Annotated in this window: 15 protein-coding genes; all 15 read right to left on the reverse strand. The window is 69.2% G+C overall.

Annotated features, from left to right (window positions below; all coding sequences use genetic code 11):
- Window position 1 precedes the first annotated feature (1 nt).
- The 15 genes from ACIHCX_RS10610 to ACIHCX_RS10680 all read right to left on the reverse strand — a co-directional run bounded on the left by ACIHCX_RS10610 (window position 2) and on the right by ACIHCX_RS10680 (window position 14,239).
- Complete coding sequence (locus ACIHCX_RS10610; RefSeq protein ID WP_400028528.1) at window positions 2-628, reverse strand: collagen-like protein; 627 nt, start codon at window positions 626-628, stop codon at window positions 2-4.
- Between the two features lie 59 nt (window positions 629-687).
- The gene (locus tag ACIHCX_RS10615; protein ID WP_400028529.1) at window positions 688-1,020 is read right to left on the reverse strand and encodes a hypothetical protein; all 333 of its coding nucleotides are present in this window, start codon (window positions 1,018-1,020) and stop codon (window positions 688-690) included.
- A 53-nt stretch (window positions 1,021-1,073) separates the two neighbouring features.
- Window positions 1,074-1,391 carry a hypothetical protein gene (locus ACIHCX_RS10620; protein ID WP_400028530.1) on the reverse strand — a complete coding sequence of 106 codons (318 nt, stop codon included), beginning with the start codon at window positions 1,389-1,391 and terminating at the stop codon, window positions 1,074-1,076.
- A gap of 61 nt (window positions 1,392-1,452) precedes the next feature.
- Complete coding sequence (locus ACIHCX_RS10625) at window positions 1,453-2,259, reverse strand: CHAP domain-containing protein (protein ID WP_400028531.1); 807 nt, start codon at window positions 2,257-2,259, stop codon at window positions 1,453-1,455.
- Window positions 2,256-2,522: a hypothetical protein gene (locus ACIHCX_RS10630; RefSeq protein WP_400028532.1), complete on the reverse strand. Its 267-nt coding sequence runs from the start codon at window positions 2,520-2,522 to the stop codon at window positions 2,256-2,258. The genes ACIHCX_RS10625 and ACIHCX_RS10630 overlap by 4 nt, the downstream gene beginning before the upstream one ends.
- 70 nt (window positions 2,523-2,592) lie before the next feature.
- A complete protein-coding gene (locus ACIHCX_RS10635) occupies window positions 2,593-4,482 on the reverse strand; it encodes a hypothetical protein (RefSeq protein ID WP_400028533.1) in 1,890 nt (629 codons plus the stop codon).
- Complete coding sequence (locus tag ACIHCX_RS10640) at window positions 4,482-5,420, reverse strand: hypothetical protein (RefSeq protein ID WP_400028534.1); 939 nt, start codon at window positions 5,418-5,420, stop codon at window positions 4,482-4,484. Before ACIHCX_RS10640 ends, ACIHCX_RS10635 begins: the two co-directional genes overlap by 1 nt.
- 11 nt (window positions 5,421-5,431) lie before the next feature.
- Window positions 5,432-6,592, reverse strand: a complete 1,161-nt coding sequence (locus tag ACIHCX_RS10645) for a siphovirus ReqiPepy6 Gp37-like family protein (RefSeq protein WP_400028535.1) — start codon at window positions 6,590-6,592, stop codon at window positions 5,432-5,434.
- 12 nt (window positions 6,593-6,604) lie between these two features.
- Window positions 6,605-7,420, reverse strand: a complete 816-nt coding sequence (locus ACIHCX_RS10650) for a phage tail protein (RefSeq protein WP_400028536.1) — start codon at window positions 7,418-7,420, stop codon at window positions 6,605-6,607.
- A 183-nt stretch (window positions 7,421-7,603) separates the two neighbouring features.
- Window positions 7,604-11,947: a phage tail tape measure protein gene (locus tag ACIHCX_RS10655; protein ID WP_400028537.1), complete on the reverse strand. Its 4,344-nt coding sequence runs from the start codon at window positions 11,945-11,947 to the stop codon at window positions 7,604-7,606.
- A gap of 6 nt (window positions 11,948-11,953) precedes the next feature.
- Window positions 11,954-12,532: a hypothetical protein gene (locus tag ACIHCX_RS10660; protein WP_400028538.1), complete on the reverse strand. Its 579-nt coding sequence runs from the start codon at window positions 12,530-12,532 to the stop codon at window positions 11,954-11,956.
- Window positions 12,418-12,741, reverse strand: coding sequence for a hypothetical protein (locus ACIHCX_RS10665; RefSeq protein WP_400028539.1), 324 nt, complete (start codon window positions 12,739-12,741; stop codon window positions 12,418-12,420). Before ACIHCX_RS10665 ends, ACIHCX_RS10660 begins: the two co-directional genes overlap by 115 nt.
- A gap of 101 nt (window positions 12,742-12,842) precedes the next feature.
- On the reverse strand, window positions 12,843-13,496 hold the full coding sequence (locus ACIHCX_RS10670; protein ID WP_400028540.1) for a phage tail protein: 654 nt from the start codon (window positions 13,494-13,496) through the stop codon (window positions 12,843-12,845).
- A 78-nt stretch (window positions 13,497-13,574) separates the two neighbouring features.
- A complete protein-coding gene (locus ACIHCX_RS10675) occupies window positions 13,575-13,979 on the reverse strand; it encodes a hypothetical protein (protein WP_400028541.1) in 405 nt (134 codons plus the stop codon).
- Window positions 13,979-14,239 (reverse strand): hypothetical protein, encoded by a 261-nt coding sequence (locus ACIHCX_RS10680; protein WP_400028542.1) that lies wholly within the window; start codon window positions 14,237-14,239, stop codon window positions 13,979-13,981. Before ACIHCX_RS10680 ends, ACIHCX_RS10675 begins: the two co-directional genes overlap by 1 nt.
- Between the last annotated feature and the right edge of the window lie 14 nt (window positions 14,240-14,253).

Genomic DNA, 14,253 nt, shown 5'->3' on the forward strand with positions numbered 1-14,253 from the left:
CTCATGCGATACGGCGGCGTTCGGCGGGCAGCCCGAGCAGCGGCTGCGACGAGTTCGACGGGTCACTCGGCTGTGGGGCGCCATCGCGGCGGCAGACGAGCGCATCGGGGTCCCATGGCGGCGCCTGCAGGCTGTACCCCGACGGGCAGGTCTGCCCGTCGCGCCCGTTCGTGCCGTCCTTGCCCGCCGGGCCGGCCGGACCCGTCGGACCCGTCGGACCGGTCACCGTGGCGCCGGGCACGCCCGCTGCGCCCGGCTCGCCCGGTGCGCCGGACGGACCGGGCCGACCGGCACGGCCGGGCGATCCCGTTACAGCCGGCCCCGGACTACCCGGCTCGCCCGGCTCGCCCGGCGCACCCTTCGGACCGCGCGGGCCGGCCGGACCGGGCATCGGCACGGGCACCTCGGTACGCGAGGGCAAGTCGGACACCGCCCGCGCCGGATCCGGAACTTTCGGCGTTTGACCCTCGGCCTTGATCTGCTCGCGCAGCACCCGCACGTCGGTCGCGAGTGTCGACACCGCCTCGCCGCGCAGGTTCGCCTCGGCGGCGAGTGCGTCGGCTCGGCGTGACTCGCCGTCGATCCGCAGCCACACCAGGACTACGGCGCCGAACAGCACGAGCAGCACGGCGGCGACCGCGAACGACCGCCACCGCTGCGCGAGGATCGGCTGAGCATGACGCCCTCTCACGTCGGTTGTCCTCCCAGCTCGACAATCTGTGCGCGCAGCCGCTCGCCCTCGGCTGTGAGCTCGGTGATCCGGCCCTGCAGCGCCGCCTTATTCGCGCGCTCGGCCGCGAGTTCGGCGTACGCCGCGGCGAGCTTCACCTCGTTCTCGGCGAGCTGCCGGCCGAGCTTGTCTCGCTCTTCCTGCAGGTTGTCGACGAGTGTGCTGTAGCCACCGAGCACGGCGCCGGACTGCGAGGCGCGGTTCGCGCCCCGCTGCCCGATCACCGCGGCGGCGGCCGCTGCGAGCCCGACGACGATGGTTCCGACGGCGCCGAGCTGCGCTGCGTCCACGCGCTTGCCTCCGGTTGTGCAGTGGGGGTGTGTCCGCGGCGGTAACGCCGGCGTCACCTGTTGCCGGTCGGGCCGGCGTACGAGCTCGGGTCGACCGGCGCGAGCTCGGGAACCGTCGGGTACGACGGCGGCCGCGCCCACCCGAGCAGCACGCCCGCGATGTTCTGCAGGGCGTTGCCGCGCAGCCGCTCGCCGAGCAGCTCGAGCAGCCGGAACGCGAGGTAATAGACGACGCCGAGTGCGACGGTCACGACGCCCTCGACGGTCGCCGAGGTGATCTCGACGCCGGCGCGCACGGCGAGGGTGAGCAGCCACCCCGCGACGAACGGCACGGCCGTGCGCATGAACGAGACGAACAGAGCAGCAGGCATGAGCCGGCCCCCCCTTCTGATGATGGGTGAGCCCGACCGCCGGGCGGCGGCCGGGCAGTGGTCAGGCGACGACGTCGAACCCGTGCGCCTTGCCGAGCCGCTTGAGCGACGTCATGCCGGGGATGCCGTCCGCGTCGGCGCCGCGGTACCCGTAGCGTTCCTGCAGCAGCGTGTACGCGCTGCGGGTGGCCGTGCCCGCGTGCCCGTCGGCGTACCGCTTCGCGAGCAGCCGCTCGGCGACGAGGGCGTTCTCGACGACCTCGACGAGCGGGTACGAGACCGGCGTTCCCTTCTTCGGCGGGTCCGTCTTGAACGCCTTGATCAGCTTCGCGAGGGACACCTGCGGCCGCTTCGAGGTCGACGAACTGCCGCTCGCGGTCGTCGTCTTCGGCGCCGCCTTGTACTTCGGCCGCCCGAACCCGGCGATCTCGTGCACCGTGCGGACACGCCTCGCGCACAGGCGCGCCGTGTTGCCCTCGATGGTGTAGACGTATCGGTGATCGCTCGACACCCCGGTGACGATGCCGACGTGATCGATCGTGCCGATCTCCGACGAGCCGCCCCAGTCGAAGAACACGACGTCGCCGCGACGGATCCCGCTCGCCTTGATCCCGTTCGTCATCGCGTGCCACTGCCCGGCCGCCTTGAACCTTGCCGCGTGCGCCACGGTGTACGCGTAGTCGGTGCCGAAGCACACCGCCTCGTACTCGCCGGCGTCGACAGCGGCCCGCGTGATCGTGGCGTTGCACCATGGGAAGTTGTAGGCGTACGCCGAGCCGTTGCGGTCGCGGTACCACTGCTGAATGAGGTTCGGCTCGCCGGTGCCGAGCCAGCGTTCCATTTGCGCGATCATGCTGTCGACGCTCATGCGGACTCGCCCCCCTCGGCGGTGTCCGCGGCCGGGGCGTCACCCTCGTCGGCCGGCTCGTCGGCGGCCGCCTCGGGCTCGTCGTCCTGGTCGACGAGCTCGGGCCCGGTGTAGACCCCGGACATGTCCGGGGCGCCGAACTGCTCGGCGAGCAGCCGCTGCTCGTCGTCGACGGTCGGCCCGTTGCCGGTGCTCGTGAGGTGCTGCGCTTGCTCGTGCTGATCGCCGAGCCGGTCGGGGATCGGCCGTGCCGTGTCTCCCATGGGTGAGCCTCCTTTGGGCATGAGAAATGCCCCGGCCGGTCGGCTCGGGGCATTGCAGGGTGATGGGCTGTTAGTCGATCTTGCGTACGTTGAAGTAGGCGCCGGGCTGCAGCGTGAGAGTCCCGGCCGCGGCCGCGCGCCAACGCATCCTGAGCATGCCCGCCGTGGACACGACGACGGCGCCGCGGATCCGCACGAGGACGGGTGCGCTCACCGCCGAGATCGACGTGTTCCCCGAGACGCTGTCCACTGCCGCGGCCCGGGCGATGGCGACCGCGGTCGGACTGGTGCCGACTTCGATCGTGACGGCACTACCGGCGCCCCAGACTGCGGACCCTCCCAGTGCCATCACGGGATAGGCGCCGACGGCGGACGTCGACACGAAACCCTCGATGTCGACCAGGTACGTGCCCTTGTGCACCCAGTGACCCATACCCGACACGTCGGCCAACGTGGTGGACGTTGTCGTCTTAGCGGCCGTGGCCAACATCGGCACCGGGTTCGACTGCGGTAGCTGCAGCAGCCCGGCTTGGATGGTGCCTTCATTGAAGGCGACGATATCCCGGAAAATGGACGTGTCGGCCGACGACCAGGTGACGTTTCCGCTCTTGTTGTTCTCGATACGGATGCGCTCGAAGAAGTTCGGCAGGTCGTCCGTCTCGTTGTTGTCCTCGATGATTTTGAGCTGGCCGTTCGAGGCGACGTTGACCCACATAGCGCTGAGCCGGTTATTGTACGAGTTCGCACCGAACACGAACGCCTTGTTACCCGCGTTCCCGTTGCGGCACGTCACATAGTTGAGGTCGAACACGTTGCTCTCGCCGTGGGCGACGTTGATCAACGTGTCGAATTGTTCGAGGTTCGTACCCCAAAACCGCTGCGAGGCGCCGCCCGCTGCGCCGTCGATCAGGATGCCCGTGGTCCCTGTTGCCCCGGCCCCCGCCCCGGCCTCGACCATCGAGAAATTGTTTTGGTTCATGTTGCCGTTGGCGGATTCCACGTGAATGGCGGCGCCGCCCGCACCAACGATCTCAATGAACATTCGAGTGAACGTGCAGTCGCCCGCATTCTGAATACTCGAATTGTTGTAGAGGTGAATCCCCTTCCGCGTTCCCTCGATCTCGATGTTCGTGAAGTCGGACCGGAACGGCATGTCAAGGTCCATCGCCCAACCGCTATTGGTGGACGTATAGGAACCGTTGATGCGCAGATTCCGGAAACTCGAATCCCAGAACGAGCGGGTGTCGGCGCCGGGCACGGTGACGGACTTAGACACGATGCCGGACCCGGAACCTTGAATCACGATCCCGAAGTCTCTCAAGTGGCACTGCGCCCAGTTCGAAATGAGGATCCCGTCAACGTTCGTGGCCGGTTTCAGAACGGTCGCGAACTCGCCGCAGCCGACGAGGGTGACGGTCAACGGGTTGTCCTCGTTCGCGGTTCCGTTGATCGTCACGGGGGCAGTCAGGTTGAACGTTCCGACGGAGAGTTGAACGACGCCGCCGCCCTCGGACTGCGCGGCGTTGATCGCCGCCTGAATCACGGTCTGATCGGCGACGCCCGTGCACACGTAGGACGCGGCCGCGCGCACGTCCTCGGGCGCGGTCGCCGAGGCGACGACCCGTGCGAGGGAGGTGTACCCGCCGCCCTTTCCGCCGCCACCGCCGCCGCCCCCGCCGGCGATGCCGTGAGCGTCCATCCATGCGCGACGACTGCCGCCGGCGTCCGCCCACATGCCGATCACGCCGTCGGGACCCTGAAAGCGAGGCAGCGCGCCGTACTCGTCGGTGACGACCGACGCGATCGGGTCGCCGCTCTCGTCCTGCAGATCGGTGTACCGATTGCCGTCGGCCATCGAGTCCCAGAACGTGACCTCGACGCCAGTCGCAACGCCCCACAGACCATCTGAGGGAGTCACAGCGAAGTCGCCGACACCCGCGCCGAATGTCTGCCGTGCCATCAGCCAACCACCCAACTCAAGCCGCTCTGCGGGATCACGTTCTGCCCCTTGTTGATCTGCGGGTGGTTCAACAGCCACACCTGCCCGGCCCTGTCCCCGTTCGAGTAGATGACCAGACGGCTGATCTCCACACCAGTGGTGTAAGCCATGACGCTATGGTCACGGTTGGGATGCCGGTACGCCGCGGGGATCAGCACGGGCAGGCGGGATTCGGTGCCCGCGGCGAGGTTGGCGCCCGTGCGGTTGAAGTTCCCGAGCCGCATATAGACGACGCCGTTGTGTTTCTGCAGGACGCTGCCGGACGTCGCCGACCAGCCCGACACCGCGGCGTCAACGACGATCGTGCCGCTGTCCTCATACACGATCTTCCATGCCGTGCCGGTCCATACCCGCACGATGCCGGTGTCGGTCTCGAAACACATCTCGCCGCGGGCCGGGCTCGGGTTGCGGCTCGACGAGGTACACGACCTCACGCGCGAGCCGACGTACAGCTCTTCGCGGGCGACCGACACCGCCGAGGCGCCATTGAGGACCGTCACCCGCGCGAGGGGGATCTCGTAGGTGCCGGTGTCGCCGGTCTGCTGCGCCAGCGTCGGCGCGCTGCCGCCGGGCGTGCCCGGCTTGACTGCGGCTCGTACGGTCCATGTCGAGCGGTCGAGGCGCAGCACGACGCGGTCGGTACGTGTCTGCCCGGCCGTGTTCGAGCCGACCGGCAGAGACACCGTTGACGTGCCCGACGTCCACGCGTGCCCGCGCACCGACGCGTACACGTCGGCGCGAATGTTCACCGCGAGACCGGCGCCGGCCGCGACGACGGCGGCGTCGCTCGGGCTGCCGTACACGCCGTCGTCGCTGAAACGTGCGGCGATCTTTTCGTACTCGGTGTCAGTGACCCCGCGGGCGTTGTGAGCCGGGCTCGGCCAGGAATCTTGAGCCACGCGCGCACCTCCTATCGTGTTTCGAGTCGGCCGAGTCGTCGGCCGAGGGTGCGAAGTGCTTTGACCATCTGCGGGTCGGTAGTCGCCTCGGGGGACCCGACCAGGGTCGTCACGTACTCGCCGGAATCCGGCGTCGCCTGCAGATGGATCGAGCGCACGAGGTCGGCGACCTCGACGCCGTACGGAAGAGCCACGGTGACTTTGTCGCCGAGATCGAAGTCGCGGCCCGCCTTGAGATCCGGCGTATCAACCGTGACAGTGGCGAGTTCGACCGGGGCGGCGCCGCCGGCGATCTCTTCTTTACCCGCCTGCGTGAGCTCGCCGTTCACGTCGTTCGCCGCCGAGCCGTCGACGTACTGCTCGACGCGCCACCATGCGGCGGCCGCCGCGGTGTCGGCGACCTGCAGGTGCGTACGCCCCGTCGTGCCCATTGACGGCTCGGTGCCGGCGATCAGAGCGTGCGTGACGGTCGGCGCCGACTGTTTCGCTTGGATTGAGCGCAGGTTGCCGAGACCGATACTGAATCGCGCGGTCGACGTACGGTCACGGGGCGCGTAGCAGCCGAACTTGATCTGCCCGAGGTCCTGCCGCGTGCGGAACCCGATCCGGCCGCCGTCGACTGCGATGCGCCTGCAGGTGTCGAGCAGTGGCTCGAACCGCGTATTGACGGTCGTTGCGGTGCCGGCGCCGGCGACGCTGTCGAGGACGAACGCGGGAATGCGGCGCTCTGCGAGGGCGCCCGGCCCGCAGTTCTCATTGATCAGGCTACGGATGATCGTTTCCGCGTTCGTGCCGGTGATCTGCCGGTGCGTGTTGGCGGGCTGCGCCGTCCACGCGCTTGCCGGGGCAGGCCACGTGATGTAGCCGGCGACGGTCGCGAGGTCGTCAGAGAAACTGATCGTGACCCGTCCCCACCCCGGCTCTTCGGTGACAGACCACGTGAAGTCGGCGGGTATCTCCATCGGGCCTGCCATCCACACGGCGCCGTCACGGATGACGACGACCCGGTTTCCGGGCTGCAGTTGGGCCATGACGTCCGGCCGCGCGGGCAGATCGACGCTGCCCGAGCCGGGCTCGTTGAACCGCTTTGTCGCGTCGAGGTTCGTCCAGCCGTCGAGGGGGTCGCCCTGCACGACGAGGTTCCTATCGGTGATGAGCAGCTGCACAGCCACCCGCCCGCCCCCTCACGCTGTCTCGTACCGAGGGCTAAACGACAGATCGACCGCGCTGCCCGGACCGCTGCCGTCGAGTTGGAACGTCACCGCGTTGTCACCGGGGTCGAGTCCCCACAGAACGGCGCTCGGCCAGTTGAGCCCGCCGACCCAGTTCGACCCGTCCTGATAGCGCACGGTCGGCGGGTCGGTGGAAATGGTGACCCGCTGCCCGGCGAGCAGTGCGCCGTGCCCGACCGCCGGCGCCGTCGGGTTGAGCGCGAACGATTCCTTGACTGTCTTCCCGTCGACCTGCCGCGTGCGGGTGAAAGTGATCAGCGACGCGGGACCGGTGACGGTCCACGTTGGCCACACGACCACATCGCCGGGATTGGTCACGGTGGTCGCGCCGAGCACCTGCGACGACGAGACCGTCGGGTAAGGCACAAAGAAGTCGCTGAGGCTGCCCGCCTCGCGGTGCACGGCGATCACGGTCGGGTCGATCCAATACGGATCTTCGCACCACAGCGTGATCGCCGCGGCGTCCGAGACGATCCCGGACCCCTTCGAGCCGCGCCCCTCGAACCCTTCCTGGTAGTAGACCGCGATCCGCCGACGGGACCCGTCCGGCCGGGCGATCTCCAGCCAGCCGGGCCCGTCGCGCAGGGTCCGAGTGAACGCCGTCGCGAGCGCCCGCCACCGCTCGACGAACTGCAGGTGCGTGTCGCCGTAGACGTACAGCGGCCACACGATCGCCCGCGGCTGTGGTTGGGCGTAGCGCAGCCGTGCGCCGCCGCGCGGGTGCGTGTCCGTTGTCAGTGCGTACCCGGCCGCGCCGAGCCCGGACACGCCGTCGGCGACCGTGAACCAACCCGCGTCCTCGTCGGTGAGTGGCCACACGACGCCCGTCGGGTCGGTGTACGTGGCGGTCGCGAACCCGACCTCGGGAAGCTGTACCGGACCGCCCCCGCCCCCGCCGGGCGGTTGCCCGGTGTCGGGCGGGGTGATGACCGGCGCGGTAATCAGCGGCATTTAGCGTGGCCTCCCCACTCGAGCTAGAGCGTCCTGCCGGCGCTGTAGCAGCTCCAGATCGCGCACGGTCATGTCGAGCGTGCGCGGATAGAAGTTGTACGTATGGCCGGACTGCGCCGGCTGCTGCCCGCCCGCGCGCACCGCTTCCGCGGTCGGCACGACGGTCGGAATCGCCGCCTTACTGAGCCGCTGCGCGCTCGCCCGCACCGCGGCGAGCGACTTGTCGGCGCCGACGACCAGACCGGCGCCGACCTGCGCGCCGACTTCGCGGGTGACCCGCGACGGCGACTTGATCTTGAGCTCGCGTTTGATGCTCTTGACCATGCTCGCGCCGAGCTTGTTCATCTGCTTTTGCAGCGCCGCCTCTTGAGCCTGCAGACCGGCGAGGAACCCTTTACCCGCCATGGCGCCCGAGTCGTACATCGCGTCGGCCATGGTCCGGCCGTACGACGTCGACAGTTTCTCGCCGCTCGCCGCGAGCGCGTTGATCTTCTTAATGTCGCCCGCCGACGCAGTCGACACGAGGCGCGCGAAGTCGGATTCGGGTCCGAGCGCGACGAGTTGAGCGATGACGCTCTGAGACACTCCCTTCTTTTCCGCGGCCTTGATCTGATCTTGGAACGTGCTGAGCGTCTTCTGCCGCTCCTGCATGCCCAGGATGATCCCCTCGACGCTCATGACGCCGGACAGGTTCGACAGACTCATGTAGTCCGATGCCGACTTGCTCTGATCGGCCGCTGCCTGCCTGCCCGCCTCGATCCTCGACGTGATCTTGTTGCGCTGCTTCGAGAGCGACTGCAGCCGCGCCGACGTCGCCCCGACCTGCGCGCCGAGACCGCGGCCGGCCTTGCCGGTCTTCCCGAGGTCGCCGGCGAGACTCTTCGCCGCTTTCGCGATCGTGCTCGCCGAGCCGGTGAGACTCTTCGTGAACGCCGACAGATCGCCGGGCACTTTCTTGCGCGCTTTCTCCTCGGCAGCCGACCGGTACGTTCCGGTGAGCGGCGTGCCCTTTGCGAACCCGCGCAGCGCGCCGAGCCCGGCCGCCATGCCGAGCGAAGTGCGGTGATCGTAGACCGTCTCGCCGCCCTTGAACCGCACGAGCTCGGGACCCCGCTCGCCGACCCACGCGAGCTCGCCCGGCTTCGGCCGGCCGCCCGAGGCGTACCCGCCGGGGCGGTTGTACGCCGAGGCGAGCGAGCCGTACCTCGACAGGGCGTACCGCATCGAGGCGTACAGGTTGGCGAGCGGGTCCCACACGCCACGTGAACGCAGCTTGCCGGCGTACGCGTTGAACGTCGGATCGATGACCTGCATCAGGCCCTTCGAGGGCGTGCCGTTCTTCGCGTTGATGTCCCAATTGTTGATCGCGCGCGGGTTCCCGCCCGACTCCTGGTTCATCCTGCGCAACACGGTCGGCAGCAGTGACGCGGGCTGCCCGACGAGCTTGAGCGCCTGCAGCACGACCGACGACCAACGCTTGACGCCCGAGCCGCCGATGTCTCCCGACGAGCCGCCGAACATGCTCGTCGCCGCCTCGACGACCTTGTCTTTCAGGCTCGACAGCATCTTGATCGGGACTTTCCCGATCATCTGCGCGTACTGAGACTGACCGATCGCCGCGATCTTGTCGCGGACGAACCCGGTTGCCTTGTCCCACAGCTTGCCGGGATTGGCGAGGAAGTCGACGCCGTCCATCACGGCGCCGCCGATCCTCTTTGCCTTGTCGCCGAGCCACCCGGCGACGTCGCCCACGATGCCGCCGCCGGCGAACTTCTGTACCGGCAGCTCGCCGTGATCGTTGATGTACTGCAGCGTGCCGAACCCGACCTTGCGCGCCGACGACCGCTTGACGACGAACTCGTCGGCCATCATCAGCGCCGGAATCGAATCCTTGCCCGGCGTGCCGCCGCGGGTGCGGCCGCCCTCGGCGAACTTCGCCTCGGGCAGCTTGCCGAGCCCGACGAACCCGGCCACGCCGTCCCAGACCTTTTTGATCCCGTTGTTGTACACCGTGTTCACGACGAACGCGACGGGCTTACGGGTAGCGTCTCGTACCTTGTCGAACGCCTTGCCGATGCCCTTCTGCGCCGTCTCGAACGCGTCCGCGAAGAGCCCGACCGCCGACTTTCCGGCGTCGAACGCAGGCTTGAGCGCCTTGTTCCACAGCCACGACGCGGCCGAGCCGATCCCGTCGAATGCCGGTTTGATCGCGTTACGCCACAGCCACGTGCCGGCCGCGCCGAGCGCCTGCACTCCGGCCTTGACGTACCCGAAATACAGCTTGACGCCCGACCACCACCAGCCGGCGGCCGTGACGATCCCTCGGAACGCGGGCTGAATGGCGTTGCGGTACAGCCACATGCCGGCGGCGCCGAGGGCGGACAACGCGGCCTTGACGTATCCGAAATACAGCTTGACGCCCGACCACCACCACGAGAACAGCGTGACGATCCCGCGGACAGCGGGACCGATCGCGTTGTTCCACAGCCACATCGCGCCGGCGGCGATCCCCTGGAACGCCGGCTGCAGGGCGTTGGTCCATAGCCACTTGCCGACCGCGCCGAGCACCTTGAACGCGAGCACCCACGGCCCGATCACGACAACCGCGAGGACCGTGAACAGCACCTTCGCGCCGAGCGCGATCGCTGAGAACACGGGCGACAGCACGTTCGACCACAGCCACGACGCGGCGTCGCCGATCGCCCGCAGCCCGGTCATGAGGTAGCCGAACCCGGTCTGCAGGGCGCCCCACAGGTAATCCCACCCGGTTTTGATCCCGGACCATGCCGCCTGCACGATGCTGCGGAACGTCTCGCTCTTCTTGTAGGCGACGACCAGGGCGGCGCCGAGCGCGAGAATCCCGACGATGATCAACCCGACCGGGTTCGCGCTCATCACGGCATTGAGCACACCCTGCGCGACCGCCCACCCGCGCGTGACGGCCGACGCCGTGAGGATCACCCCGCGGTACACCGTGAACGCGGCGGTCATACCCCACGTGGCGAGCGTCGAGGCGCCCGCGACGATCGCGATACCGCCGATCGCGATGCCGAACGGGATGAGCCACGCGCCGTAGTCCTTGACCCACTGCACGCCGCCGGCGAACGCGTCGCTCGTGTTCTTCACGGCCGGCACGAGGTAGGTGAGCAGCGCCCCGCCGATCTCCCGCGCGGGCGGCAGCACCTCGTCGCGGAGGTACCCGCCGAACTCGCGCAGTGCGGGCAGAGCGTACTTGCTCGTGACGTTGGCGAGCCCTTGCAGCGCCTGCCGCTTGAATACCTCGAGGTCTTTCGAGGCGGTGCCCTGCAGCGTCTTGCCCATACGGTCCGCAGCGCCGCCGACCTTGCCGAGCCCGGCGGCCGCCTTGCTCGGGTCGAGGGCGAGCAAACTCGCCCCGAGGTCCTCGGCTTGGGTGCCGAAAAGGTTGACCGCGGCCTGCGACTGCTCGACGGGATCCTTTATGCCGCGCAGCTTGTCGAGGGTGAGCTGCAGTACCCCGTTCGCGGTGCTGCCGCCCTTGGCGAACTTCGCTGCCATGTTGTCGGCGTTGAGCCCGAGCGCCTTGAACCCGTCGGCGGTCGACTTCGAGCCGTCGACGGCACGGATCGAGAATTCCTTGATCGCGTCGGCGACGACGTCGCCGTCGCGGGCGCCCGCCTTCAATCCCTGATTGATCAGACCGATCGCGGTCGCCCCGGACAAACCTGCCTTGCGCCATTGCGTGCCGTACTCGTTGACCGTGTCGATCAGGTCGTCGGCCTTGTCGGCGCCCGACTGGTATCCGCGGGTCAGTAGGTCGAACCCTTCCTTGGCGTTCTTGACCAGGCCCGTGCGGATCATCTGCCCGACGGCCCTCGTCGACTCGCCGACGTCGGCGTCGAACACCTCGGAGAGATTGAGCGCCGCTTTACTCAGCCCGGCGAGTTCCTTCTGTGGAGCCTTGAGCGAGGCGACGCCGTTCTGCTGCAGGCTCTTGAGGCTGTCGTTTACCTGGTCGATCGACTCGCCGTAGCCGGACGCGTAGACCTTGCCCGCGATCTTTCCGGCGCGCGCCGATTCCTTCTCACTGAGCCCGAGCGACGCACCCAACTTCGCGTTGCTCTTATCCCGGTCGATCGCCTCGGCGAACCCGACCGCGAACAGCGCGCCCGCGCCCGCGGCGACGCCGACGACGCCCTTTTTCAGCGCGCCGCCGATGCCGCCGAGGAACCCGCGGCCGGCGTCCTGCCCGGCGGCCGTGCCGACGCGGGCACTCTCGCCGCTGATCTGCTGATTGAGTAGCCGGCCGAACCCGCGCGTCTCGGGAACGACACTGACGTACCCGACGCCGACCTCGACCGGCATGCCGAATCACCCCGTTCCGGGTAGCACTTGAGCGGTGATGTGTTCGTACGCGGCCCGCGCTTTCGCCCGGTCCCGTTCGGCCGTGGCCTCGGATTCCTCGGGCAGCGGATCGCCCGGCCGCCACCCCGGCTCGGGGTAGGCCATCGGCGGTTTCTTCGGGTCGCGGTTGGCGTTCACGAACGCTGTGAAGAGCAGCGACAGCAGATCGCGGGTGTCGGCGGCCGCGTAGTCGAGCGGCTGCCACGCGTGCCCGTTGACGGCGCGGGCGGTCGCCCCGTCGGGTGGCAGGTGCTCGACCATGACCCGCAGCAGTCGCAGGCTGATCTCGCCACGCCAGTACGCCGCGAGCGGCCCGCCCCGGCCGTAACCGGGGTAGTGGTGGGCGAGATCCGCCTCGACCGCCTCGGCGTGCTCGCCGAGGACGTCGAGGACGGTGTACGAGTAGGTCTCGACGTCGTCGTCGCCGTCGCCTACCCCCTCGTAGGGCGGTGCTTCTGTACCGTGTCGGTCGCCTCGTTGCGCACCGCGACGTACAGCAGCATGAGCGAGTTCGCCTCGCCGCCGGCGTCGACGAACGCGGCCCACTGGTCGCCGAGCAGGATGCGCGCGCCGGCCTCGTCGCCCTTGGCCGAGTCGAGCTCGCGCTGCATGTGGTCGGGCGTGAAGATCGGGTGCGGGAAGGTGAACACCTGCCCGTCGCCGACCTCGAACTCGACGCGGTCGCCGCCGACGGCGTCGGCGTACGAGGCGCGTACGGATTCCAGCTTGTACCGTGCCTTGCCGGGCTTGCTCATGATCGTGCCTCTTTCTCGGGTGAGCTGCGGGTGAGCATGTGAGGGCGAGGGGCGGTCGGGGCTCACCCAGAACCGCCGCCCCTCGCCCGATCAGGGGGGTGTCAGCCGCCGGCCGGCGCGAGTGCGCGCCATCCCGGCCCATCAACCCAGTTCCGGCAGGACGTGCCGAGCGCCGAGTCGCGGTACGCGTTGAACGTGACCGGCCGCTGCGTCTCGGTGCTGCGCGCCCACTGCTCGTCGTCCTTCGAGGTGAGTCGGGCGCGCGGGAAGAACTTGACGACGTAGATTTCGCCGCCGTTGTCGCCGTAGTCGAGCCCGATGAACAGCAGCCTGCGCCACGGGTTGAGGGGCACGCCGGGGCGCTCCCACTGCCACGCCGCACCCATGGCGGGCAGCGCGCCCGCCCCGGACAGCGGCAGTCCCTCGTACAGGGCGAGGGTCGCGGGGTTCGTCTCCTGCGGCGCGAACTGCGCCGACAGCGCGTCCGATTCGACGTCCGAGCGGGTCGGCTCGACCGACTGCGACGAGGTGACGTCGGCTGTGGACAGATCGGACGTGAAGGTGAGCCCGTCGTCGGTGGTGTAGCCGACCGGCACGTAACCGGTCGGGATCGTGGCGAGGGCGCCGTCGGTCCCGAACGGGTCCGTGATCGCCGCGGTCGCATAGTCCGCGGCGAACACAGCCTGCACGAGCTGCTTACGGATGTACTCGGTGTGCAGCCCGGATTCGAGCGACACCGGGGGCGGTGTGGACATGCCGTGTCCCTTCATGGGGAACCCCCGGCCGCGTCGCGGTCCGGGGGCGAGTGGTCAGTGTTGGCGGGTGAGCCGTTGTCAGGGGGCGAGCCGGGCGCCTCGCAGCGACACCTCGACGGCGAACGAGCTGCGTTCCTGCCCGCTCACCGAGTCGGGCGAGGTATTCGGCCCGCCGACGTCGATGACGTCGTACGCCACGACGCCCCGCCACCCGGGGATCGCGAACACGAGCGCCCGCGCGACCTTGACCAGGTCGGCGACCGCGCCCTCGTCCGGTCCCCAGCACTCGAAGTCGAGGCGAGGGCGGTCCGTGACGCGGTCGAGCCGGCCGCCGCCGACCCGCTCGATCCGCACGAACCTCGGCGGCCGCGAGGGCGGCACACGCGTGACGACCGGAACGTCGACGCCCCGCTCGACGAGCGCGGCCCGCAGGTACCGGCGCACGATCTCGACGCCGTCGGGGAACTCGACCGGCGCCGCCATCACTCGACCGCCCGCGCGGCGTCCAGACCTCGCAGCAGCGCCCGCCGCGACACCTCGGGGTAGCGGGTCGAGTAGTCGCCGATCACGGCGCCGCGCACCCGGCGGTCGCCGGTCTCGACGTCCGTGCGGAACTCGCCGCGCCACCCCTCGGCCCGCGCGGCGCTGCTCGCCGCCGACTCGATCGCGCGCGTCTTCCGCTCGATCAGCGCGCGCGTCTGTGGCGTGCGGAGAAACGACGCGATGTTCCGGCGATTGGGCACGAACCGGTTTCCGG

Origin of the sequence: Streptomyces sp. NPDC052043 (assembly GCF_044548235.1) — a bacterium.
GTDB lineage: Bacteria > Actinomycetota > Actinomycetes > Streptomycetales > Streptomycetaceae > Streptomyces.

Coding starts and splice junctions, on each gene's coding strand:
- ACIHCX_RS10675 (WP_400028541.1), bottom strand. CDS start 13,979: ATGGCGGCGCCGGTCGAGTTCCCCGACGGCGTCGAGATCGTGCGCCGG.
- ACIHCX_RS10670 (WP_400028540.1), bottom strand. CDS start 13,496: ATGTCCACACCGCCCCCGGTGTCGCTCGAATCCGGGCTGCACACCGAG.
- ACIHCX_RS10630 (WP_400028532.1), bottom strand. CDS start 2,522: ATGGGAGACACGGCACGGCCGATCCCCGACCGGCTCGGCGATCAGCAC.
- ACIHCX_RS10655 (WP_400028537.1), bottom strand. CDS start 11,947: ATGCCGGTCGAGGTCGGCGTCGGGTACGTCAGTGTCGTTCCCGAGACG.
- ACIHCX_RS10620 (WP_400028530.1), bottom strand. CDS start 1,391: ATGCCTGCTGCTCTGTTCGTCTCGTTCATGCGCACGGCCGTGCCGTTC.
- ACIHCX_RS10665 (WP_400028539.1), bottom strand. CDS start 12,741: ATGAGCAAGCCCGGCAAGGCACGGTACAAGCTGGAATCCGTACGCGCC.
- ACIHCX_RS10625 (WP_400028531.1), bottom strand. CDS start 2,259: ATGAGCGTCGACAGCATGATCGCGCAAATGGAACGCTGGCTCGGCACC.
- ACIHCX_RS10635 (WP_400028533.1), bottom strand. CDS start 4,482: ATGGCACGGCAGACATTCGGCGCGGGTGTCGGCGACTTCGCTGTGACT.